At 61.1% G+C, this 22,215-nt stretch carries 24 protein-coding genes; 17 read left to right on the top strand and 7 right to left on the bottom strand.

The genetic code is table 11. From position 1 onward, the window contains the following. Positions 1-25: 25 nt before the first annotated feature. Positions 26-1,426 carry an L-cystine transporter gene (locus tag ACTG2T_RS08095; RefSeq protein ID WP_005341918.1) on the top strand — a complete coding sequence of 467 codons (1,401 nt, stop codon included), beginning with the start codon at positions 26-28 and terminating at the stop codon, positions 1,424-1,426. A 97-nt stretch (positions 1,427-1,523) separates the two neighbouring features. Further along, complete coding sequence (locus ACTG2T_RS08090; RefSeq protein ID WP_330125143.1) at positions 1,524-2,852, top strand: CoA-disulfide reductase; 1,329 nt, start codon at positions 1,524-1,526, stop codon at positions 2,850-2,852. Between the two features lie 150 nt (positions 2,853-3,002). Here the strand turns inward: ACTG2T_RS08090 and ACTG2T_RS08085 are convergent, their stop codons facing one another. After that, the gene (locus ACTG2T_RS08085; RefSeq protein WP_157161593.1) at positions 3,003-3,758 is read right to left on the bottom strand and encodes an outer membrane protein assembly factor BamD; all 756 of its coding nucleotides are present in this window, start codon (positions 3,756-3,758) and stop codon (positions 3,003-3,005) included. 117 nt (positions 3,759-3,875) lie between these two features. Here ACTG2T_RS08085 and rluD point away from each other — a divergent pair, with 117 nt between their 5' ends. The 3 genes from rluD (at position 3,876) to clpB (ending at position 8,482) form a co-directional block, all read left to right on the top strand. Further along, on the top strand, positions 3,876-4,856 hold the full coding sequence (gene rluD / locus ACTG2T_RS08080) for a 23S rRNA pseudouridine(1911/1915/1917) synthase RluD (RefSeq protein ID WP_005339771.1): 981 nt from the start codon (positions 3,876-3,878) through the stop codon (positions 4,854-4,856). 112 nt (positions 4,857-4,968) lie between these two features. Continuing rightward, positions 4,969-5,706 (top strand): peptidoglycan editing factor PgeF, encoded by a 738-nt coding sequence (gene pgeF, locus ACTG2T_RS08075; RefSeq protein WP_330125144.1) that lies wholly within the window; start codon positions 4,969-4,971, stop codon positions 5,704-5,706. 202 nt (positions 5,707-5,908) lie between these two features. Continuing rightward, positions 5,909-8,482, top strand: coding sequence for an ATP-dependent chaperone ClpB (gene clpB, locus ACTG2T_RS08070; protein ID WP_123173968.1), 2,574 nt, complete (start codon positions 5,909-5,911; stop codon positions 8,480-8,482). A 288-nt stretch (positions 8,483-8,770) separates the two neighbouring features. On the opposite strand, the gene asnA is transcribed toward clpB, so the two are convergent. Then, the gene (asnA, locus tag ACTG2T_RS08065; RefSeq protein WP_330125145.1) at positions 8,771-9,763 is read right to left on the bottom strand and encodes an aspartate--ammonia ligase; all 993 of its coding nucleotides are present in this window, start codon (positions 9,761-9,763) and stop codon (positions 8,771-8,773) included. Positions 9,764-9,917: 154 nt separating this feature from the next. Between asnA and asnC the strand changes: the two genes are divergently transcribed. Beyond that, positions 9,918-10,379 carry a transcriptional regulator AsnC gene (gene asnC, locus ACTG2T_RS08060; RefSeq protein ID WP_005339783.1) on the top strand — a complete coding sequence of 154 codons (462 nt, stop codon included), beginning with the start codon at positions 9,918-9,920 and terminating at the stop codon, positions 10,377-10,379. Between the two features lie 8 nt (positions 10,380-10,387). Here the strand turns inward: asnC and ACTG2T_RS08055 are convergent, their stop codons facing one another. After that, the gene (locus ACTG2T_RS08055; RefSeq protein ID WP_330125146.1) at positions 10,388-11,152 is read right to left on the bottom strand and encodes a substrate-binding periplasmic protein; all 765 of its coding nucleotides are present in this window, start codon (positions 11,150-11,152) and stop codon (positions 10,388-10,390) included. Between the two features lie 87 nt (positions 11,153-11,239). Here ACTG2T_RS08055 and ACTG2T_RS08050 point away from each other — a divergent pair, with 87 nt between their 5' ends. Next, a complete protein-coding gene (locus ACTG2T_RS08050; RefSeq protein ID WP_330125147.1) occupies positions 11,240-11,776 on the top strand; it encodes a DUF2301 domain-containing membrane protein in 537 nt (178 codons plus the stop codon). Here ACTG2T_RS08050 and ACTG2T_RS08045 read toward each other — a convergent pair. Further along, positions 11,773-12,177 (bottom strand): CBS domain-containing protein, encoded by a 405-nt coding sequence (locus tag ACTG2T_RS08045; RefSeq protein ID WP_330125148.1) that lies wholly within the window; start codon positions 12,175-12,177, stop codon positions 11,773-11,775. The two genes, ACTG2T_RS08050 and ACTG2T_RS08045, sit on opposite strands and share 4 nt — an antisense overlap. 162 nt (positions 12,178-12,339) lie before the next feature. Here ACTG2T_RS08045 and ACTG2T_RS08040 point away from each other — a divergent pair, with 162 nt between their 5' ends. Then, positions 12,340-13,044, top strand: a complete 705-nt coding sequence (locus tag ACTG2T_RS08040; RefSeq protein ID WP_330125149.1) for an SDR family oxidoreductase — start codon at positions 12,340-12,342, stop codon at positions 13,042-13,044. Here ACTG2T_RS08040 and ACTG2T_RS08035 read toward each other — a convergent pair. Beyond that, on the bottom strand, positions 12,970-13,545 hold the full coding sequence (locus tag ACTG2T_RS08035) for a 2-amino-4-hydroxy-6-hydroxymethyldihydropteridine diphosphokinase (protein WP_005339797.1): 576 nt from the start codon (positions 13,543-13,545) through the stop codon (positions 12,970-12,972). The two genes, ACTG2T_RS08040 and ACTG2T_RS08035, sit on opposite strands and share 75 nt — an antisense overlap. A 124-nt stretch (positions 13,546-13,669) precedes the next feature. Between ACTG2T_RS08035 and cydH the strand changes: the two genes are divergently transcribed. From cydH to ACTG2T_RS08015, 4 genes are all read left to right on the top strand, one after another. Beyond that, positions 13,670-13,762 carry a cytochrome bd-I oxidase subunit CydH gene (cydH, locus tag ACTG2T_RS08030; protein WP_005339800.1) on the top strand — a complete coding sequence of 31 codons (93 nt, stop codon included), beginning with the start codon at positions 13,670-13,672 and terminating at the stop codon, positions 13,760-13,762. Between the two features lie 103 nt (positions 13,763-13,865). After that, a complete protein-coding gene (locus ACTG2T_RS08025) occupies positions 13,866-15,266 on the top strand; it encodes a sensor histidine kinase (protein ID WP_330125160.1) in 1,401 nt (466 codons plus the stop codon). A 5-nt stretch (positions 15,267-15,271) separates the two neighbouring features. Beyond that, complete coding sequence (locus ACTG2T_RS08020) at positions 15,272-15,790, top strand: hypothetical protein (protein WP_040070048.1); 519 nt, start codon at positions 15,272-15,274, stop codon at positions 15,788-15,790. Further along, positions 15,787-17,067: a sigma 54-interacting transcriptional regulator gene (locus tag ACTG2T_RS08015; protein WP_005339807.1), complete on the top strand. Its 1,281-nt coding sequence runs from the start codon at positions 15,787-15,789 to the stop codon at positions 17,065-17,067. The genes ACTG2T_RS08020 and ACTG2T_RS08015 overlap by 4 nt, the downstream gene beginning before the upstream one ends. Before the next feature lies 1 nt (position 17,068). Here the strand turns inward: ACTG2T_RS08015 and ACTG2T_RS08010 are convergent, their stop codons facing one another. Further along, positions 17,069-17,551, bottom strand: a complete 483-nt coding sequence (locus ACTG2T_RS08010; RefSeq protein WP_005339809.1) for a DUF1097 domain-containing protein — start codon at positions 17,549-17,551, stop codon at positions 17,069-17,071. A gap of 368 nt (positions 17,552-17,919) precedes the next feature. Between ACTG2T_RS08010 and msrP the strand changes: the two genes are divergently transcribed. Both msrP and msrQ read left to right on the top strand, forming a co-directional pair. Further along, positions 17,920-18,921: a protein-methionine-sulfoxide reductase catalytic subunit MsrP gene (gene msrP, locus ACTG2T_RS08005; RefSeq protein ID WP_330125150.1), complete on the top strand. Its 1,002-nt coding sequence runs from the start codon at positions 17,920-17,922 to the stop codon at positions 18,919-18,921. Continuing rightward, on the top strand, positions 18,912-19,538 hold the full coding sequence (gene msrQ, locus ACTG2T_RS08000; RefSeq protein ID WP_330125151.1) for a protein-methionine-sulfoxide reductase heme-binding subunit MsrQ: 627 nt from the start codon (positions 18,912-18,914) through the stop codon (positions 19,536-19,538). Before msrP ends, msrQ begins: the two co-directional genes overlap by 10 nt. Here the strand turns inward: msrQ and ACTG2T_RS07995 are convergent. Further along, positions 19,535-19,783, bottom strand: a complete 249-nt coding sequence (locus tag ACTG2T_RS07995; protein ID WP_139742496.1) for a PepSY domain-containing protein — start codon at positions 19,781-19,783, stop codon at positions 19,535-19,537. The two genes, msrQ and ACTG2T_RS07995, sit on opposite strands and share 4 nt — an antisense overlap. Positions 19,784-19,846: 63 nt before the next feature. Between ACTG2T_RS07995 and ACTG2T_RS07990 the strand changes: the two genes are divergently transcribed. The 3 genes from ACTG2T_RS07990 to ACTG2T_RS07980 are packed head-to-tail and all read left to right on the top strand — an operon-like array spanning position 19,847 to position 22,209. Beyond that, positions 19,847-20,185 carry a PepSY domain-containing protein gene (locus ACTG2T_RS07990; protein ID WP_058056208.1) on the top strand — a complete coding sequence of 113 codons (339 nt, stop codon included), beginning with the start codon at positions 19,847-19,849 and terminating at the stop codon, positions 20,183-20,185. Positions 20,186-20,206: 21 nt separating this feature from the next. Continuing rightward, a complete protein-coding gene (locus tag ACTG2T_RS07985; protein ID WP_005339826.1) occupies positions 20,207-20,863 on the top strand; it encodes a response regulator transcription factor in 657 nt (218 codons plus the stop codon). Then, positions 20,860-22,209, top strand: coding sequence for a sensor histidine kinase (locus ACTG2T_RS07980; protein ID WP_330125152.1), 1,350 nt, complete (start codon positions 20,860-20,862; stop codon positions 22,207-22,209). Before ACTG2T_RS07985 ends, ACTG2T_RS07980 begins: the two co-directional genes overlap by 4 nt. The last annotated feature ends 6 nt before the right edge of the window (positions 22,210-22,215 follow it).

Here is a 22,215-nt window from a genome sequence, read left to right as displayed (position 1 = left end):
AGCCCGCTTTTTGGGGAGTCATACCATGACATTTAGCGTTATCGGCAATCTGGCCATCGCCGCCATCTTGCTGTTCTTTCTCTACCGGTTACAGGAAAAACATGTGAGCTTCACCCGCCGGGTATTTGCCGGTCTGGGGCTCGGTATTCTGTTCGGCGCCGCGTTGCAACTGCTCTATGGCGCTGGGTCGCCGGTCATTGTTCAGACCATCGACTATCTGGATATCGTGGGTAGCGGCTATGTGAAGCTGCTGCAGATGATCATCATCCCGCTGATCATGGTCTCCATCATCAGCGCTATCTTGAAGCTCAATGGCGGCACTGCGCTGGGCAAGATCAGCGCCATGACCATAGGCGTGTTGATCTTCACCACCGCCATCGCCGCCGGGGCGGGCATCCTGATGTCCAACCTGTTTGGCCTGACCGCTGAAGGGCTCACCTCCGGGGCCGCCGAAAGCGCCCGTGGCGCCGCGCTGCAGACCACCCTCGGCAGCGTCGAGAGCATGTCGTTTGCCAAGATGATGCTGGAGTTCATTCCCGCCAACCCCTTCCTCGACATGACCGGGGCGCGCAAGACCTCCACCATCGCCGTGGTGATCTTCTCCATCTTCATCGGCCTCTCCGCTACCGGCATCGCCCGCAAGAAGCCGGAGATCTTCGCCAGCTTCAGCCACTTCGTGGCCGTGGCGCATGCCATCGTAATGCGAATGGTGACTCTGGTGCTGCGCCTGACCCCGTTTGGCGTACTGGCGCTGATGACCAAGGTGGTCTCCGGCTCCAACTATGCTGACATCCTCAACCTGCTCAGCTTTGTGATGGCCTCTTACGGCGCCATCGCCATCATGTTTGTCGTGCACCTGCTGCTGGTGAGCATGGTCGGCATCAACCCGCTGCGCTTCCTCAAGAAGATCACGCCGGTGCTGGCGTTTGCCTTCACCTCCCGTACCAGTGCGGGCTCGATCCCGATGAACGTGCAGACCCAGACCAAGTCGCTGGGTATTCCTGAGGGGATCGCCAACTTCGCCGCCTCCTTCGGTTCCACCATCGGCCAGAACGGCTGTGCCGGTATCTATCCGGCCATGCTGGCCGTAATGATTGCCCCGACCGTCGGGGTCAACCCGATGGATCCCGGCTTTATCATGACCCTGATCGCCATCATCACCGTCAGCTCCTTCGGGGTGGCCGGCATTGGCGGTGGCGCCACCTTTGCCGCGCTGATCGTGCTCTCCGCGCTGGACTTCCCGGTGGCGCTGGCCGGTCTGCTCATCTCCATCGAGCCGCTGATCGACATGGGCCGTACCGCGCTTAACGTCTCCGGCTCCATCACCGCAGGGACGGTCACCAGCCGCCTGATGGGTGAGACCGACATGCATGTGTTCAACAGCGATCACGAAGTGAGTCTGGACGGCGAAGAGTCCACCGTCTGATTTTCGTCGGTTGATCTGCTCGTGGAAAGGGGCGACTCTTTCCCGTCATAGACCGCAGGGAGGGCATGCCCTCCCTGCGCCATTGAGAGGAAAAACAATGAGAATTCTGATCATCGGTGGCGAAGCCGCCGGTATGAGTGCGGCGGCCAAGGCGCGCCGTCTGGCCAAAGATGCCGACATCGTGGTGTATGAGGCCTCCGAAGTGATCTCTTTCGGTGCCTGTGGCCTGCCTTACTTCGTCGGTGACGAGTTTCAGGAGCCCGGTTACATGGCCGAGTTCACCCCCGAGCAGTTCGCCGCCAAGGGGATCGAGATCAAGATTGGCCATCGGGTGCTGAGCGTCGATGCGGCTGCCCAGACTCTGGTGGTGGAGCACAACGGCGACACCTTCACCGATCGCTACGATCGGCTGATGATCGCCACCGGTGCCCGCGAAGTGATGCCCCCCATCCCCGGCTTGCAGCAGCAAGGGGTATTTGGTCTGCGCCGGATGGCCGACGGGCTTGCGCTCAAAGCTGCGGTGCAAGACAAGAACAATCGCCGCGCCGTGGTGATTGGCTCCGGCTTTATCGGGCTGGAGGTGGTCGAGGCGCTGGTGCATCAGGGCAAAGAGGTGCGTCTTATCGAGCTGGCGGATCGGGTCATCCCCGACGCGTTTGATGGCGAGATCACCCAGCACATCGAAACCGAACTGCGCGAGCAGGGAGTCTCTCTCCATCTGGGTGAGCGAGTTGAAGCACTGCTGGGGGATGGCCGGGTGACCGGCGTGCGAACCAGCCAGGGCGAGTACGAGGCCGATATCGTGGTGGTCTGCACCGGGGTCAAGCCCAACACCGAGTTTCTGGCCGACACCGGCATCGAGCGGCTCGGCAACGGCGCAATCAAGGTGGATCGTCAGGGGCGCAGCTCGCTGGCCAACGTCTGGTCGGCCGGTGATTGTGCCAGCGTTTGGCATAGCGTGAAGCAGCAGCAGGTCTATGTGCCGCTAGCCACCATCGCCAACAAGCTGGGCCGCATGGTGGGCGAGAACCTGGCCGGAGCCGAGCAGACGTTCCCGGGCACTTTGGGCTCTGCTGCGCTCAAGGTGCTGGGGCTGGAGGCGGGCCGTACCGGTCTTTCCGAGCAGGAAGCCAAGGCGATGGGCATCGACTATCGCACCGTGGTGATCAAGGACAAGTGCCACACCAACTACTGCCCGGGCCAGTCAGACATTCACGTCAAGCTGGTCTATGAGGCGGGCAGCAAGCGGCTGCTGGGTGGTCAGATCCTCGGTCGTAAGGGGGCGGTCCACCGCATCGACGCGCTGGCGGTGGCCATCACCATGGGAGTGACCACCGAGCAGCTAGGCATGCTGGATTTTGCCTACGCGCCGCCCTTCTCCCGCACCTGGGATGCCCTGAACGTGGCGGGTAATGTCGCGAAGTAAGCGTTGCGATGACGGACGGCGTTGGGAAGGCGCCGTTACGTTGCCCCAGCTCTGCAGAGCAATCTGCGGGTAACAGCTGAGGGTAAATTGCAGCGATAAAAAAACCGATGCCAAGGCATCGGTTTTTTACTATTACCGGTCTATTCGCTCTCAGCTGCGGGCGAGGCGGTTTTCCGGGTAGTTCTTGGCCAGCACTTCGCGAGCATGCTTGGCCAGCTGTGGCATCTTCAGGGCGTCGTAAGACTCGACCATGATCTCCAGTGCCTTCTCGGTTTCGGCTGTGTCGGGGTAGGTCTCGACAATCAGCTTCGCCCGGTTGGCGGCCGCGACCAGTGCATCACGCTTCACATAATACTCGGCCACGCTCAGGTCATATCGGGCCAGTCGATTCTTCAGGCCAATCATGCGGGCGCGGGCATCGGCGGCATAGACGCTGTTGGGGTAGTTCTGCAGCAGGGTCTTGAAGTCCTGGAATGCCTGACGGGCATAAGCCGGGTCTTTGTCGTCCCGATCGATACCGAACAGGCTCTGGAAGAAGTTGTAATCCGCCGCCATGTTGGTCAGGCCGCGCATATAGAAGACGTAGTCGATATTTTTATGCGCCGGATTGAGGCGGATAAAACGGTCGATATTGGCGATCGCCTGAGCGGTATCATCCTGCTTGTAGTAGGCATAGATGAGGTCAAGCTGCACCTGATTGGAGTAGGCGCCGAACGGGTAGCGAGAGTCCAAAGCCTCCAGCAATTCAGTGGCTTGCACGTAATTGCCAACGTCCAGTTTGAGGCGTGCTTTCTGGTACAGGGTCTCCGGCGGTTCGTCGGGTACCTTGGGTTTGGTGCTGGAACAGCCTGTGATCAAGGTAGCGACCAAGGCGAGCGACATCAGCAGGTGAGACTTCTTTCCCATCAACAACATCCGGTCCATTTCCACGAAATTGGCAAAGTATCCGTTATGCTTGGCTAAAAGAAAAGCTAGAATACCCGGATTATTTCGAATTGATACCCCCCGCTCAAGAGACCATACATGAGCCAGCATATTGAACTGACAGGCGAATTCCAGGATCACCAATTCGGGCAGCGACTCGACCAGGCCCTGGCCGAATTGTTTCCAGACTACTCCCGCACCCGCATCAAGGAGTGGATTTTACAGGACAGAGTGACCCTGGACGGTCAGGTTGCCAACACCCCGCGCGAGAAGATTCTGGCTGGGCAGCAGGTGCATGTGAATGTCGAGCTGGAAGATGATACTCGCTGGGATGCCCAGGATATCGAGCTCAACATCGTTTATGAAGATGAACACATTCTGGTGATCGACAAACCGGCCGGACTGGTGGTTCACCCGGGCGCAGGCACGCCGGATGGCACCATCCTCAACGCCCTGCTGCACCGCTACCCCGGCATTGCCGAGGTGCCCCGCGCCGGTATCGTGCACCGTCTGGATAAAGACACCACAGGTTTGATGGTGGTTGCCAAAACCGTACCCGCCCAGACCCATCTGGTGGAAGCGTTGCAGGCGCGCCAGATCACCCGTGAGTACGAAGCGATCGCTATCGGTCACATGACCGCAGGTGGCACCGTCGATGCACCCATCGGCCGTCACCCGACCCAGCGTACTCATATGGCCGTGGTGCCCAATGGTCGTCCTTCCGTAACTCACTACCGGGTTCACGAGAAGTTCCGTGGCCACACCCGTCTGCGTCTGCGTCTGGAGACCGGCCGTACCCACCAGATCCGTGTCCACATGGCGCACATCAAACACCCGCTGGTGGGTGATCCCGCTTATGGTGGTCGTCTGCGCCCGCTGCGCAACGCGACCCCCGAGCTGACCCAGGCACTGCGTAACTTCAACCGTCAGGCGCTGCATGCCACCATGCTGCAACTGGCTCACCCCATCACGGGGGAAGTGATGCAGTGGCACTCAGCTACACCGCAAGACATGGTGGAGCTGATGGAAGTGCTGCGCGCGGATACTCTCGCCAATCCGGATGATTTAGTCTGGAACTGAAGTGATAGGGCCTGCTGCGTCGGTTTCTGGCGTCATCCGGCCCGAATAGATGCCAATCGGGGTTCCCTTACAGGAGCCCCGTTTTTATATCGGTGAATTGAAGGAGTCACAGATGAAATGGATCGAACCCGACTGGCCAGCCCCGGCGTGTGTCAGGGCGTTGTCGACCACCCGGGATGGCGGCGTCAGTGAAGGGATCTTTGCCGGTCTCAATCTGGGCGCCCACGTGGGTGACGAACCGGCGCGAGTCGAGGCCAATCGCGCCCGCTTGCAGCAGGCGGCCGCCATCCCGGGGCCCCTTAACTGGCTCAATCAGGTGCACGGCACCGTGGTTCATCAGGTCAACAGCCATTATCAGCAGGCGCCGGATGCTGATGCCGCCTGCGCCCATGAGGCGGATCAGGCCTGCATCGTGATGACTGCTGACTGTCTGCCGGTGCTGTTCTGCGATCGGGCCGGTACCGTGGTGGCCGCCGCCCATGCTGGCTGGCGTGGACTGAAAGAGGGCGTGCTGGAGGCGAGTATCGCCGCCATGGGTTGCGAGCCGGGCGAGATCCTGGCCTGGATGGGCCCGGCCATTGGCCCCACTGCATTTGAAGTGGGGGGAGAGGTGCGCGAGGCCTTTATGGCTGAGCAGGCTGAAGCAGAAGCGGCGTTCGTCCCTTCGTCCAACGACGGCAAATGGTTGGCGGATATCTACCAGCTGGCGCGGTTGCGCCTCGCCCGTGCCGGCGTTACCGCAGTCTATGGCGGCGAATACTGCACCTTCAGCGATAGCGAGCAGTTTTACTCCTATCGTCGCGACGGCCAGACCGGCCGGATGGCCTCCCTCATCTGGTTGGCCCGCTAAGCAATCACCCGCCAAGTAATAGCCCGTCTCTCTCAAGAACAGATCCGTATGAGAGAGGCGGGGATCCTGCCCTCTCTCCGCTTTGCAGAAAAAATAACCAGCCCATGCCCTTGAAATAGCCCGTACGGGCCTCATCTTTCATCTCAGAAAGTTAAGTTGTTTGCCGCGCAAGCGGCGTCTGCCTGTTTGAAGGGGGAGTGCAATGCGCCTCGATCGCCTTACCAGCAAATTCCAGATTGCTATTTCCGATGCCCAGTCTCTTGCGCTGGGTCGTGACCACCAATTTATCGAACCCGTTCACCTGATGACCGCACTGGTCAATCAGGATGGCGGCTCTATCCGTCCGTTGCTCACCTTGACCGGGATGGATATCAACGCCCTGCGCTCCCGTCTCGGCGAGGAGCTGGATCGCCTGCCGCGCGTCAGCGGCGTGGAAGGGGACGTGCAGCTCTCCAACGGCCTCGGCCGCCTGCTCAACGTCTGCGACAAACTGGCCCAGCAGCGCAAGGATCAGTTCATCTCCTCCGAGCTGTTCGTGCTGGCTGCCCTCGACGACAAGGGAACGCTGGGTGAGCTGCTGCGCGCCCAGGGGCTGACCAAAGAGAAACTGGAAGCGGCCATCGACAAGGTGCGTGGCGGCAAGAAGGTGGAAGATGCCAACGCCGAGGAGAACCGTCAGGCGCTGGAGAAGTACACCATCGATCTGACCGAGCGGGCCGAAATCGGCAAGCTCGACCCGGTGATCGGCCGTGATGACGAGATCCGACGTACCATTCAGGTGCTGCAACGCCGCACCAAGAACAACCCCGTGCTGATCGGTGCCCCCGGTGTCGGCAAGACCGCCATCGTGGAGGGGCTGGCCCAGCGCATCATCAACGGCGAAGTGCCGGAAGGGCTCAAGAACAAGCGGGTGCTGTCGCTGGACATGGGGGCGCTGGTGGCCGGTGCCAAGTATCGCGGCGAGTTTGAAGAGCGGCTCAAGGCCGTACTGACCGATCTCGCCAAGGAGGAGGGCAACGTCATCCTCTTTATCGACGAGCTGCACACCATGGTCGGTGCCGGCAAGGGCGAAGGGGCGATGGACGCGGGCAACATGCTGAAACCTGCGCTGGCCCGTGGCGACCTGCACTGCGTCGGCGCCACCACCCTGGATGAGTACCGTCAGTACATCGAAAAAGATGCCGCGCTGGAGCGTCGCTTCCAGAAGGTGCTGGTGGAAGAGCCGAGCGTGGAGGACACCATCGCCATCCTGCGCGGCTTGAAAGAGCGTTACGAGCTGCACCACCATGTGCAGATCACCGATCCCGCCATTGTGGCGGCGGCCCAGCTGTCGCACCGCTATATCGCGGATCGCCAGCTGCCGGACAAGGCCATCGATCTCATCGACGAGGCGGCAGCCAGCATCCGGCTGCAGATCGATTCCAAGCCGGAGGCGCTCGATCGCCTCGAGCGGCGCATCATCCAGCTCAAGCTGGAGCAGCAGGCGCTGATGAAGGAGGACGACGACGCCAGCCGCAAACGGCTGGAGCTGATCAATCAGGAGATTGGCGAGAAGGATCGGGAATACAACGAGCTGGACGAAGTGTGGAAGGCCGAGAAGGCCGCCCTCGCCGGCACCCAGCATATCAAGGCTGCGCTGGAGCAGGCCCGTCAGGATCTCGATGTGGCGCGCCGCGCAGGCGACCTGGGCCGGATGTCCGAGCTGCAGTACGGCCGCATTCCGGAGCTGGAGAAGCAGCTGGATCTCGCCACTCAAGCCGAGATGCAGGAGACCAGTCTGCTGCGCAATCGGGTCACCGATGTGGAGATCGCAGACGTCCTGGCCCGCTGGACCGGTATTCCGGTCGCCCGCATGTTGGAAGGGGAGCGCGACAAGCTGCTGCGGATGGAAGATCAGCTGCACAGCCGGGTGATTGGTCAGGAAGAGGCGGTCGATGCGGTCTCCAACGCCATTCGTCGCTCCCGTGCCGGTCTCTCCGACCCTAACCGCCCCATCGGCTCCTTCCTGTTCCTGGGGCCCACCGGGGTGGGCAAGACCGAGCTGTGCAAGGCGCTGGCCGAGTTCCTGTTCGATACCCAGGATGCCATGGTGCGGATCGACATGTCGGAGTTCATGGAGAAACACAGCGTGGCCCGTCTGGTGGGGGCGCCTCCCGGATACGTGGGTTATGAAGAGGGTGGTTATCTGACCGAGGCGGTGCGCCGTCGTCCCTACTCGGTGATCCTGCTGGACGAGGTGGAGAAGGCACATCCGGATGTGTTCAACATCCTGTTGCAGGTGCTTGATGATGGCCGCCTGACCGATGGTCAGGGTCGCACCGTCGATTTCCGCAACTCGGTGGTGATCATGACCTCCAACCTCGGGTCGGATCTGATTCAGGAGCACCACTCCGAGAAGGATTACGACGAGATGAAGGCCATGCTGATGGATGTGCTGACCCGCAGTTTCCGACCGGAATTTATCAACCGGATCGACGAGACCGTGGTGTTCCATCCGCTTGGCGAGGATCACATCAAGTCCATCGCCCGCATCCAGCTCAAGAGCCTGATGGGGCGACTGGAGGCTCAGGGTTACGAGGTGGAGGTGAGCGAAGCGCTGCTCGAGAAGCTGGTGCATGCCGGGTTCGACCCCGTCTATGGGGCGCGGCCTCTCAAACGGGCGATCCAGCAGAAGGTGGAGAACCCGCTGGCACAGGCCCTGCTCTCCGGTCGCATCGTGCCGGGCAAAAAACTGCTGCTGGGGGCCGACAGCAACGGCCTGACCATGACCCAGTAACCGATCTCGTGTCGATGTTTGCAACGCCAGCCTTCGGGCTGGCGTTGTCATATCTGGTGGCGGGGATTCGGGCGCAAAAAAAAACGGCAATCCGAAGATTGCCGGGAGGAATGTAGTGACGCGACCTGACGTGGGTTGAGCGGGTCGCAGGGGTAAGCCCCCGATTGCGAAGCGCGGCCACTGCTGACCTCGCCTCTTACAGCCTGCCGGGGATGCGCTCGCTCAACCCCGACGGCCACCTGCCTGTTGCAATGCTGGCTGAGATGGCGCCGGCATGGCCTTCATTCGTTACAGCATGCCTTCCACGGCAGCTTTCATCTCGGCTGGCCAGACACCGACCTGCACCTGACCGATGTGCTCTTTTTGCAGCAGCAGCATGGCCAGACGGGATTGGCCGATGCCACCGCCGATGGTCTGCGGCATCCGTGCGGCCAGCAGATCCTGGTGCCAGTCGTACTGCAGGCGATCCTCGTCGCCTGTGATAGCCAGCTGGCGGCGCAGCGCCTCGGCATCGACCCGGATCCCCATGGAGGAGATCTCGAAGCTGTCTTGCAGCACCGGGTTCCACACCAGAATGTCACCGTTCAGACCCGCCAGACCCAGCTCGCTGTGGCTGCTCCAGTCGTCGTAATCCGGGGCACGCACATCGTGACGCTCACCGTGGGAGAGGGCACCGCCGATGCCGATCAGGAACACGGCCCCCAGCTCTTTGGAGATGGCACGCTCGCGCCCCTTGGCATCGAGGTCCGGGTAACGGGCCAGCAGCTCTTCGCTGTGCAGGAACTGGATCTCGGCTGGCAGGAAGGGGGTCAGCTCATGTTCGGCGCAGACTGCGCGCTCGGTGGCCTTGATGGCGGCCCAGATGCCGCGCACGGTTTCCTGCAGATAGGCCAGATCGCGGCGCTCGCTCGGCATCACCTTCTCCCAGTCCCATTGATCCACGTAGACCGAGTGGATAGGGGTGAGCTTGTCTTCATCCGGACGCAGCGCCTTCATGTGGGTGTAGATCCCTTCACCCGGGCCGAACCCGAAGCGACCGAGAGTCTGGCGCTTCCACTTGGCCAGTGAATGGACCACTTCGTAGCTGTGCTCAGGCAGGGTTTTCACTTTGACCTGCACTGCATTCTCGTGGCCAGAGAGGTTGTCCTGAGTGCCATCACCGACCCGGCTCAGAATGGGGGCTTGTACCTCCATCAGACCAAGTTGTTGGGCGAGTTGGCGGGAGAACATCTCTTTGACGAAGCTGATCTGCTGTTGGCTGCGAATGTAGTGCTGTTTCATGCTGAATTCCTGTTTCAAACCCCGTTGGATGTGGTGATTCTTCAATGGAATGCCAACTAAATTCAATATTCGATAATAGAAATAGGCTTTATGTGTTTTTTTCTTCAAAATAAGCCGTCATTTAATGATGTATCGTCAACGGGAGTGCAAAAAAATGCCGGAAAATTACCGGATCGATAATCTCGATCAGGCCATCCTCACCGCTCTGATGGAGAATGCGCGGATCCCTTACGCCGAACTTGCGAAACAACTGGCGGTCAGCCCGGGCACCATCCATGTGCGGGTGGAGAAGATGAAACAGGCGGGGATTATCGAGGGGACACGGGTGCAGGTTAACCCCAAGAAGTTGGGTTACGACGTCTGCTGCTTTATCGGGATCAATCTGAAGAGTGCCAAGGATTACCCCTCGGCGCTGGCCAAGCTGCAGGCGCTGGACGAAGTGGTGGAGGCTTACTACACCACGGGGCACTACAGCATCTTCATGAAGGTGATGACCCGCTCCATCGACGAACTGCAGATCGTGTTGATCAACAAGATCCAGACCATCGACGAGATCCAGTCCACTGAAACCCTGATCTCGCTGCAGAATCCGATTCTGCGGGACGTGAAGCCCTGACCGGCTGATCAGGGTTCGATATAGGGGATGGCGTACTTGTCGTAGAGGGCCTTGAGGCTGCCGTTTCGCTTCATGCGCAGCAGTTCGGCATCGTAGGCCGCCATCAGGGCGGGGGTCTGTGCATCCGCTCGTGCGCGGGCCCAGGTGTTGAAGTAGGGGCTGCTCTTGAGCGGTTTGGGCAGGTAATCGACCTTGCCCGTCAGCCCCTCCTCCTTGATCTGGGTGAAGGCGGTGACCAGCGGCATGGGCACGGTATCGATCCGTCCGGCCAGCAGTTTGCGCAGTTGCAGCTGGTTCATGGTGATCTCCTGAAACTGATAGGCCGGGTCGGTCATGGCCGCTGCCAGTTCAGGGGTGTAGGAGAAATCCTTGGTCACGCCGATGCGCCAGGGTTTGAGATCGGCCAGCGCTTCGTAGCGGATCTTCATCAGGTCCGCCTTGCGCACGAAGAAGTGCCAGCTGTGGCGAAGATGGGCCTGTTGGGGATAGATGAGATAACTCTCCCGCTCCGCCTTGTAGGAGTGGGTCATCACCAGGTCGCAGGCGCCGGTTTCGGCGTTGCGGGTGAGGCGGGCGCCGGAGTCGGCCAGCTCGATCCGAAAGGGCGTCTCCAGCTTGTCGAAGATGGCGGTGACGATGTCGATATCGAGTCCGCGGGGTTTCTGATCGGCATCGAGAAACTTGAGCGGGGGCTCCATGGTGCCGCAGATCACCAGCTCTTTGGCGGGCAATCCGAGTGGAAACAGCAACCAAAACAGGGGGATCACACGCAAACTACGTCTCCTGAGCCCGTTTGAAGATATTCCAAGACCTGATTCCAGTATATTGGATGGCACCTGATCCGTTAGAAGCGACTGTTTATGGCAAATCCTGAAATCGAGAGCCCGCTGGACGGGATCGACAAGTTGACCGTCTCGCTCTACCGCCTTGGCTTGAGTGCGGCTGCCCTCTTGCTGCTTTGCCGCGGTGCGGCGCTGCTGAGCGGGATAGCATTGCTCCCGTCGGCACAATGGTTGATGTCGCTGGCAGTGGCAAGCGCAATCTGCGGCTTCTCGCTGCATATCTACGACAAGCGGATTCGCCTGATTCTGCAGGGGGTTGGTTGGGGCGCACTGGCCCTGGCAGCGGTGGGGGCGCTGGATGCGCTGGTGCTGGGGGCGGCGTTGGCGACCCTCTCCGGGCTGGCGTTCAAGGAGCAGTTTTGCTTCGCCATTCCCGGCATCAAGCTGGTGCCCATTTTGTTGCCGGCGTTATGGCTGCTGGAGTGGTTGCGGGTGGAGTGGGCCGCCGCACTGGTGGCGCTGGTCTGCGGCGCCCTGTTGACCTTGCTGGCGCTGGCCAAGTGGCGGATGCCCCTGCACTTCGATATCGGTGACAAGGGGCGTTACCAGATCTAGGTCTGCTGGCACACCTTCATCTGCTGGTTGAGGGCCTGCATCACCTGACGGCGGCTGATGATGCCGACCACCTTGCCCTGTTGCAGCACCGGGTAGATCTTGGGCTTGGCATCGGCCATCTGGCGAGCCAGATCCAGAATGCTCTCATCCGGCCCGACCGAGAGGGGCGAGCGGTTCATCAGATCCTCCACCTGGGTGCGGGTATCGCAGTGGTAGCTGCCGGTGAGCAGGCTGGGGATGCAATCTTGTTCGGAAAGAAAGCCGATCAGCCGTTTCTGCTCATCCAGTACCGGCAGGCCGCCAAGACCCGATTGATGCAGGCGATCCAGCGCCTCGGCCAGGCCGAGTCCGGCAGTGAGGGAGTGGGTCAGGCGACCCATGTGGTGGTGTACTTTCAGCATGGTGGTGACTCCGCAAGAGGGGGATGCCGCCACTATGACGCGGGCGGGTAGCTCGCGACCAATGGCTTGTGCCGCAGGGATTGATAGGCACAAGCCATCGGCGGTGATCCGCTGGCAGGCGGGCTTCGTTCATGCAAGACCATGAAAGGGAAAGGAGATCGTATGCGTGCATTGGTAACGGGCTGTGGCCGTCGACTCGGATTTTATCTCTGTGAACAGCTGGTGGCAGCGGGTTGGCAGGTGACGGGCAGCTATCGCAGCGAGCGGCCGGAGCTGGTCACGCTGGCAGCACTGGGGGTCGAACTGGTGCAGGCGGATTTTGGTCGGGAAGAGGACGTTGGCAAGCTGATCGATGTGCTGGCGACCCATCAGGATCTGACGCTGGTGATCCACAACGCCTCGGCCTTCGAGCCGCAGGCAACTGATCCGGCGGCGCAACTGGCCCAGTTCGAGCAGTTCTACCGGGTACACATGGCGGCTCCCTTCCAGCTAAACCGGGCGCTGGCCCCCCAGCTGGCCAGCAATCCCAACGCCAGCATCATTCACATCACCGATATCTATATCCATGCCCCGGCCCCCCGTTTTGCCAGCTATGTGGCCACCAAGGCAGGGGCCCATTCGCTGGCCATGAGCTTTGCCCGAGAGCTGGCGCCTGCGGTGCGAGTCAACACCATAGAGCCGGGCCCCATTCTGTTTCTCGACGAGCATGACGAGGCATGGCGCCAGCAGGTGTTGGCGAAAACACCGCTGGCGCGGGAGGGAGGGCTGGAGCCCATCTGGCAGGCGGTGCAGTTACTGATGGGGAACAGTTATATGACGGGGGCCAGCATCAAGGTAGATGGCGGGCGCGCGCTGGCCACTCTCTGAAGATTTGCCAAGCACCAGCGGCTCCAGCCCGACCTGCCGTGTCAGCAAGCCTTTGCCGGGTTTGAGCTTGCCCGACGGGGCGGGGAGTGTCACTTGCAGCGCCACCTTGGGGTCATGCACCTCGCCATGGCCGTAGAGCTCGGCCAGCAGCTCCGCCAGATAGGAATCGACCTCTGCCGAGGCAAAGTCACCGCTCCTGTTGCTGGCCAGAATATCGATGTCGAGCGGCCGGTCGTGCACCTTGCAGAGCGGATCGCTGCGATCCCGGCCGTGAGCCACTTCAAGGGCGACAAAGTGCTGCTTGAGGCGGGCGGCATCGAGCGGGCTCTCCACCACCAGCAGGCAGTTGAGAAAGTCGTGGCTGGAGTGCATTCCCACCGGCTTGGTGCGGATCACCGAACTCAGCCGCAGGGGGCCGACGTTCGCAAGCAGCTCGGCCAGCGCATGGCTGACATGGGTATGCGGGTCAAGATTGGAACCAATGCTACACAGATAGAACATGCTCACCTTCCTTGGGTTGGGCTCATCTGAAATGTATACGCAGCTCACGGTTATCGGATTAACTATGGCTTAACATTGTCTTATCTATTGTGATCCGGCACTGATTGGCAGAAAGGAGGTTTGCATGAGTGTGGAGCTGAAATGGGCGCTGTTGACCGCCTCGGGCGCGCTGGCGATGATCATGATTATCTGTCTGGCATCTGTCGCGTTGGCGTGAATCACCACAATCCAGATAATACAAACCGGCCTGTTGGCCGGTTTTGTTTTTTGGGGCGGTGCGGCTATGCTGGCGCACCGGTGAGAATGCAAGAGAAAAGATGATGACCAAGGTTCGCCCACGCTCCCTGCTGCAGGTGGTATTGATGGGATTTGTGCTGGTATTGATGCCGCTGGGCGGCATGATCTGGCACAACAGCACCTCCCTTGCCCACCTCAGTCAGCTCACCAGCGACGAGATGGAGCGGGCGGTCAAAGATACCCGCCGCGCTACCCTGCTGACGGCGCAAGCCATCGATATCGAACGCACCTTGCGCCGCTTCGCGGTGCTGGGGGATCGTCGCAGTCTCACCAGCTACCAGCAGCAACTCGACGGGTATCGGGTGTTGCTGGCGGAACACCGCAACTCCATCACCGACGGCCAGCTCTACAGCGGGCTCGATCAGGGGCTGGCCTGGCTCGACAGCCTGCAGGATGCCGCGCTGGCCCGTGCTGCGGCAGCGGGGGACAAGCTCGAGCAGTTCAACGATGCCAACAAGCAGCTCGAAATAGTCACCCGCAGCCGGGTTGACGAACACATGGATCGGGTGCAGCTCACCATTGCCGGACTGACCAGCGAGCTCTGGTGGGTGAGCGGAGCTGTGGCGGCGCTCAGCCTGCTGATGGTCTTTATCTTCACCTACCTCATCATCCACCCGGTACGACAGATTGAGTCGCGCATCTTGAGTCTGGGTGCCGGGGTCGAACCCGATCCCAAGCCGGTTGACGGCCCTGCCGAGCTGGTATTGCTGGGGGAGCGGATCGTCTGGCTGCACGACAAACTCAAGGAGCTGGAGCTGCAGAAATACCAGTTCCTGCGCCATGTTTCCCACGAGCTCAAGACCCCGCTGGCGGTGCTGAGGGAGGGGACGGATCTGCTCTGCGAGCAGCTGGTCGGGCCTTTGACGCCGGATCAGCTGGAGATCTGCCAGATGCTCGACGAGAACAGTCGGCGCCTGCAGACCCTGATCGAGCGGCTGCTCGACTTCAACCGGCTCAGTCAGCAGGAGGCCTTCGAACTGGAGCCCGTCCCCCTGCAGCCGATGTTGTCGGAACTTTCTGCCGAGTACCGGCTGGCATTGGAGTCCAAGCAGATCCGTGTACACTTGCCGACCGTGCCGGTTACCCTGTGGGCGGAGCCCTACCGGCTACGACTGATCCTCGATAACCTCTTCTCCAACGCCGTCAGTTACGGCGCCAGCGGGGGCAATATCTGGATCAGGGCAGGGCAGAATGAACAGATAAGCTGGCTGGAAGTGGCCAACGAGGGGCCCAAGATCCCCGTGGCCGATCAGCAACGCATTTTTGAACCCTTCGAGCAGGGCAGCACTGTGCGGCAAGGTCTCTTGAAAGGCTCGGGCATGGGCCTCTCCATCGCCCGCGAGTCTGCCAATAGCCTGGGGGGGGAACTGGTTCTGGTAGAGGATGAACAGGCGGATGTCTGTTTCAGGTTGACGTTGAAATGAGGACTATGAAGATACAACGCGTATTTCCAGCTCTGATGGCAGGGCTGCTCGCGGGTTGCTCCTTGCTGCCGCAACAGGCACAGCGGGAGTCCTCCGATATCGCTTTTGCCAAGCGGATGGAGTTTGCCAACAAGGAGATGCAGGTGCGTCTGCAATACTCCGACTGGCTGCTGGCCAGTCACCCCCAGCAACGGGTGCAGGAGCGTCAGCGTCTGAAAGGGGCTGACGATCTGGAGAGCCGGGTCAGTCTGGCCATGGTGGACTCCCACCCCGCCGAATCTGTGGCCAATCGCACCGCCGGTCTGGCGCGCCTGAAGCAGATGCTGCCCGAGCTGGGTCTCGATGCGCAGGCCTTTTTACGTAGCTGGATCGCCCTCGGCGAGCAGCTGCTGGCTCGCGACAGTCGTCGCGATGACCAGAGTCAGGAGATCCAGCGGCTGCGCCGCCAGATCGAGCAGCTGACCGCCATCGACGACCAGCTCAACCAGCGCAAGCTGAACGAGAATCGTGAGGTAATACCATGAGCCGGATCCTGTTGGTGGATGACGACGTCAGCCTGCTCAAACTGATGAGCATGCGGCTGCGTAGTCAGGGTTATGAAGTGGATACCGCTGACAGTGCGGAAGGGGCCCTCGACCGGTTGCGTCAGCAGCGGGCCGATCTGGTGCTGAGCGATCTGCGGATGGCCGGCATGGACGGTCTGGCGCTGTTCGAGCGGATCCAGGCCCAGTGGCTGGGGTTGCCGGTGATCATCATGACCGCCCACGGCACTATCCCGGACGCCATTCAGGCGACCCGCTCCGGGGTCTTCAGCTTTCTGACCAAACCCATCAACAAGGATGAGCTGTTCGCCACCATCGAACATGCGCTGAGCCTGACCCGGCCGAAACAGCAGCAGGAGTGGCAGTCGCTGATCCTGACTCGTAATCCCCAGCTGGAGCAACTGCTGATCCAGGCTCACAGCATCGCCACCATGGAGGTGCCGGTGCTGATCATGGGGCCGTCAGGCTCCGGCAAGGGGGCGATGGCGCAGGCGCTGCACCAGGCCAGCCAGCGGCGCGACAAGCCGCTCCATACCATCAACTGTGCCGCCATTCCGTGGGCGTCACTCGACTTGCAGCTGTTTGGTGAAGATGGCCAGTCAGGGCTGTTCGAGCAGGCCAAGGGGGCGACCCTGTTTCTCGACGAGATTGGCAGCCTCTCCGAATCCCTGCAGGCCAAGCTGCTGCAGGTGATGGAGGAGTATGGTCAGGGTACGCCGGAGGTGCGGGTGCTCAGCTCCAGCCATCAGGATCTGGTCAAGGCGATGGAGGAGGGGCGCTTTCGGGAAGATCTCTTCTACCGTCTCAACGTCGCCAATATCACCTTGCCGTCTCTCAGTGCCCGCAGCGAGGATATCCCCCTGCTGGCCCGACAGGCGCTCGATGATTACCGTAGCCGCCACAGCGACTGCGCCGCCATGGGTTTTTCGCCCGAATCGCTGGCGATGCTGGCGGCCGCTGCATGGCCCGGCAACGTGCGCCAGCTCTGCAACGTGGTGGAGCAGCTCGCCAGCCTCTGTTGCAGTCCGGTGATCGGGGTCTCCATGGTGGAGTCCGCCCTGAGCGGCGGTGGCGGCGGTATCCCCTCGTTCAACGAGGCGCGGGCCGAATTCGAGAAGGAGTATCTGATCCGTTTGCTGCGCACCACCGAGGGCAATGTGACCCTGGCGGCCAACATGGCGGGCAGAAACCGTACCGATTTTTACAAGTTATTGAATCGGCACGGCATTGAAGCAGCAAACTTCAAATCGAAGGGATAAATCAGGCGGGATCAACCACCGCCGGAGCGGCATCGGCTTTTTGAGTTTTATGGGAGAGCCAGAGGCCGCTCGCCTTCATCAGGTAACCGAACAAGGCGCCAATGATGAGGGAGGGCAGGATCAGCCGCCACTCGCCAGCCGCCCCGAAGGTGGCACAGCAACCGGCAAAGGTGCCGGGAATGTAGCCGAGCCACTGCTGCTTGGCCTGTACGCACATCAGGGTTGCGACCACCCCCGTCATCACATAACCCGCCACACCCGCTCCCCACAGACTGTCGCCATGGATCAGCAGCAGTGCCCACAGCATGCCGCTGGTGTTGCAGAAGATGGTCTGCAGCAGTGCCTTGTAGCCGCCGCTTGACGCGAAATAGCTGGTGCAGCCGAGAAAGCCGACCCAGGAGATAAGGCCGAACGCGACGGCAATCCAGCCCCAGACGGCGGAGAGAATTCCAGTGGTGATGGCGATGGCGATCAGTGGGCTCATGGGGCGACTCTTCAGTTGGCTTCGCAAAATGGGCAGCCTACCCCCGGTAATCGGGGCGGCAAGCGGGGGCCGAATTGTGTGTGATCTTTATCACCCTTTTCAACTCAGGAATACGCTTGCGCTCGCGAAAAAAATTCATTGGTGACCGGCCTGACAGTCGGCCATAGTTAGAGGCCCTGTCCTGCTCATGGAGTGAGTCTGATGGCGCCAAATGTGATCGTTCCCCTGCTGGTGTTCGTAGTCCTGTTTCTGGTCGGCACCATGGCCAAGGCACTGCCCCTGCACCACATGATGTAAATTTGTGTGAAATAAAAATCTACCGGGGCGGGTCTTATCCATACTGCCTCACTCAGCCCCGGGAGTTTTTCATGTTGATCAAGCGTCGTACCGCCCACCCCCTCACCGAACAGGATGTCACCCCGGAAGCCGTCTATCAGGACCGCCGCCTTATTCTCAAAGGGCTGGGTCTGGGCGCAGCCACCCTGGCGTTTCCCACTCAGGCCGGTGTACTCGATCTGCTGCGCGGTAAAGAGGATGCTCCCCAATTAGCTACCAGGCCGCTTAACAGCAAGCCTGCCGAGCGCCCGGCCAATCTGGTGCTGACACCGGAAGAGAAGGCCACCAGTTACAACAACTTCTATGAGCTCGGCACCGACAAGTCCGACCCGGCTCGCAACGGCCATTACCTCAAGCCCGCACCCTGGACCCTCAAGGTGGAGGGGGAGGTGGCCAAGCCCTTTACCCTCGATGTGTGGGACCTCATCAACAAGAGCGAGCTGGAGGAGCGGATCTACCGACTGCGCTGTGTCGAAGCCTGGTCCATGGTGCTGCCCTGGAACGGCATCTCGCTGGCGGAGATTATCCGCCGTGCCGAGCCCACCAGTCGCGCCAAGTTTGTTGCCTTCGAAACCCTGTTTGATCCGAAACAGCTGCCGGGGCAGGCCTCCAGTTTGGGGGGCGGCATCGAGTATCCCTATGTGGAGGGGCTGCGTATCGACGAGGCGATGCACCCTCTCTCTTTCCTTGCGATGGGGCTCTACGGCAAGACCCTGCCCGCCCAGAATGGCGCGCCGATCCGGCTGGTAGTGCCGTGGAAGTATGGCTTCAAGAGCATCAAGAGTATCGTCTCGATCCGGCTGGTGGAGGAGATGCCGCCGACCACCTGGAACCTGCTGGCTCCCAACGAATATGGCTTCTACGCCAACGTCAACCCGCAGGTGGATCACCCGCGTTGGAGCCAGGCAAGCGAGCGTTTCATCGGCGAGGGAGGAGTGTTTGGCGCCAAGCGTCAGCCGACCCTGATGTTCAACGGCTATGGTGACGAAGTCGCCTCGCTCTATCAGGGGATGGATCTGCGCCAATGGTACTGAGATTGAAACCGGCCCATATCAGCGGCTTGCGGGCGCTGGTGCATCTGTGCTCCCTCGGCTTCCTGCTCTGGCTGGTTTTTGCCATTCCGGCAGGCCTGCTGGGGGGCGATCCGGTGCCCGAGCTTATCCACTACCTCGGCAAGGGGGCGCTCAACCTGCTGCTGCTCACCCTGCTGGTGTCACTGCTGGCCAAGCGCTGGCGGCAGGGGCCGCTCATCAAGCTGCGCCGCCCCCTCGGGCTCTGGTGTTTTGCCTGGGCGCTGCTCCACTTCATGGCGTGGCTGGGGTTGGATCTGCAGTTTGACTGGGGGCTGATTGGCGGCGAGCTGGTCAAGCGCAGCTATATCGTGGTGGGGATGGTGGCCCTGTTGCTGCTGGCCGCCCTCAGCATCACTTCGCTGCCCGCATTGCAGCGCCGCATGGGCGCCGCATGGCAGAAACTGCACAACTGGGTCTATGCCATCGCCCTGCTGGTGCCGGTGCATTACTGGTGGTCGCTCAAGAGCGGTTGGGGGGAGCCTCTCATTTACCTGCTGCTGGCCTGCGCCCTGCTCTGGCCGAGGCGGGAGAAGCTGCTGCGTCCCATGCGGGGACGCTGGAATGCAAAAGAGGCCTAATCGGCCTCTTGTTGTTTGATCTCGCCAGTGTAGGCATCGACGATGAGATGCACCTTCTGATCCTGGCGATTGAGGGTTTTGACCTCGAATTTGTCCCCTTCCAGCTCCACTTCCCGAATGTCGTGATACCCTTGCGCCAGCAACAGTTTGACCAGCCCGGCCATGTCGAGACGGTTCTGGGCCGCCCAGCTTGTGGCACTCAACAGGCAAAGGATCAGCAGGAAACTGCGCGGGATCATATTCATTCCGGATTCATGGCTGGCAGACTATAAACGCCATTATGTTAGGTTTTTGGAGATGAATCATCCATGAATAGAGCGCTCCCTCTGCTTGGGTTATTGCTGCCGTTGCTGGCACAGGCGGTCACGCCTGATGAAGCCATGCTGCAGCAAGCTGTCCATGAGGGACGGGTTCGGCCCTTCCATGAAATGATGGAGGTGGCGGCCAGATTGCCGGTGCGGGTGTTGCGGGTGGATCTGGGGGAAGAGGATGGTATCTGGCTCTATGAACTGCGAGTCATCGATCGGGAGAACAGCGTGATCAAGGTGGCCTATCGGGCTGACAACCTTGAGCTGGTGTGGGCCAAGGGCCACCATCTGGAGCGGTTGTTCGAACCGCCAAAGCCCCTGGTCGAGGATGATGAATAACCCCTGTGTGGAAGCCTGTTCATGCGAATTCTGATTGTTGAAGACGAAAAAATTCTGGCTGGTCAGCTGGCCGAACAGCTGCGCCTCTCCGGCTTTGTCACCGACCTCTGCCACGATGGCAACGAGGCCGGTTTCCTCGGCGAGACCGAACCCTACGACGCCATCATTCTCGACCTCGGCCTGCCGGGGCGCGATGGCCTGAGCGTGCTGAAAGAGTGGCGCAGCAAGGGGATCGATACCCCGGTGCTGGTACTGACCGCCCGTGGCCAGTTGCACGAGAAGATCGAAGGGCTCAACGCCGGTGCCGATGACTACCTGACCAAGCCGTTCCAGGTGGCCGAGCTGGTGGCGCGGGTCCATGCGCTGGTGCGCCGGGCGGCAGGCAACGCCAGCTCCATTCTGGAGATTGGTGGGGTGCGGCTCGACATGGCGGCGTCGCAGGTGTGGTACGAAGGGACCCCCATCAAGCTGACTGCCCACGAGTTCCGGGTGCTCGGTTATCTGATGCAGCATCGGGGCAAGGTGGTGTCGCGCAGCGAGCTGATCGATCACATTTATGCTCAGGATTTTGACCGTGACTCCAATACCGTGGAGGTGTTCATCGGCCGGATCCGCAAGAAAACCAACCCCGATCTGATTGAGACAGTGCGCGGCCTCGGGTACCGGATCAACGAATGAGGCTGGTCAGAACCCTGCGGGGGCGACTGGTCGCCATCGCGCTGGTTTGGTGCGGGCTGTTTCTGTTCGCCACCGGTTTCAGCTTGCAGACCATGATGCGCAACTACTGGCAGGAGGCGGAGGCCGACGGCCTACGCCTGCAGCTTTATGATCTGCTCTCCCGGCTGGAAGTGGCCAAAACCGGCCTGCCGGTGGTCACCGGCTCCCTCTCCGATCCCCGCTTCAATCAACCCTACTCCGGCTACTACTGGCAACTGGAGCTGGGCCACGATGTGGTGGGGCGCTCCCGTTCCCTGTGGGATACCAACCTGAAGAGCGACGGCCTCAAGTCGGCGTTTGGCGATCCCGACCTCTTTGTCGGCAAGGGACCCAACAAGGAGCCGCTGCTGATCATGACCCGTACCGTGCTGCTGCCCGGTTCGGATCGGGTGTTCACTCTGGTGATGGCCAAGGACAGCAGCGCCCTGACCCAGACCCTCAACAAGACCCGCATCAGCCTGTTCCTCGGTCTCGGCTTTGCTGCCGCCGGTCTGGTGCTCGGCTTCATGTTCCAGATCGTCTACGGCTTGCGGCCGCTGCACCTGCTGCGCCGCGAACTGGGGCGGGTTCACGAGGGCCATCAGGAGGGGTTCCGGCTGCGCTATCCGCTGGAGATCCAGCCGCTGGTGGAGGATATCAACCGGCTGCTGCACCACTACGGCGAGCTGCTGCAGCGGGCGCGATCCCACACCGGCAATCTGGCCCACGCCCTTAAGACGCCGCTCAGCATCATGCGCAATCAGGTGGCCCAGTTGCCGTCGGAGGATCAGGCCGCCATCGGCGAGCAGCTCGACCAGATCCAGCGTCATATCGATTACCACCTCGGCAAGGCGCGGGTGACCGGTGCCGCCAAGATCCTCGGGGTCTCGACCCCGGTGCGGGCGCGGGTGGAGTATATCTGCCGCGCCTTCTCCCGCCTCTATCCGGGCAAGACGGTGGATCTGCAAGTGCCCGCCAATCTGGCGGTCGGGGTGGAGGAGCAGGATTTCGACGAGATGGTGGGCAATTTGCTGGAGAACGCCTTCAAGTGGTCTGCCAGCGAGCTGCGCATCTCCAGCGCCGAGCTGGGTGGCTGGATCACCTTGCGTATCGAGGATGACGGCCCCGGCATGAGCGAGGATCAGATCGCCAAGGCGGTGCTGCGCGGGGTGCGGCTCGACGAGAAGGTGCCGGGCTCGGGCCTGGGCCTCAATATCGTCTCCGATCTGGCGGAAGCCTATCGGGGCAGTTTCATCATGGGCCGCGCCGAACTGGGCGGTCTGGCCGCCTCCCTCTCGTTGCCCAAGGTGGCAAGAGTCGAGAGCTAGGCATAA

It is taken from the genome of Aeromonas sp. 75A, from assembly GCF_051919425.1.
GTDB classification, from domain to species: domain Bacteria; phylum Pseudomonadota; class Gammaproteobacteria; order Enterobacterales; family Aeromonadaceae; genus Aeromonas; species Aeromonas veronii.
This window is presented reverse-complemented; position numbering and strand designations above follow the sequence as displayed.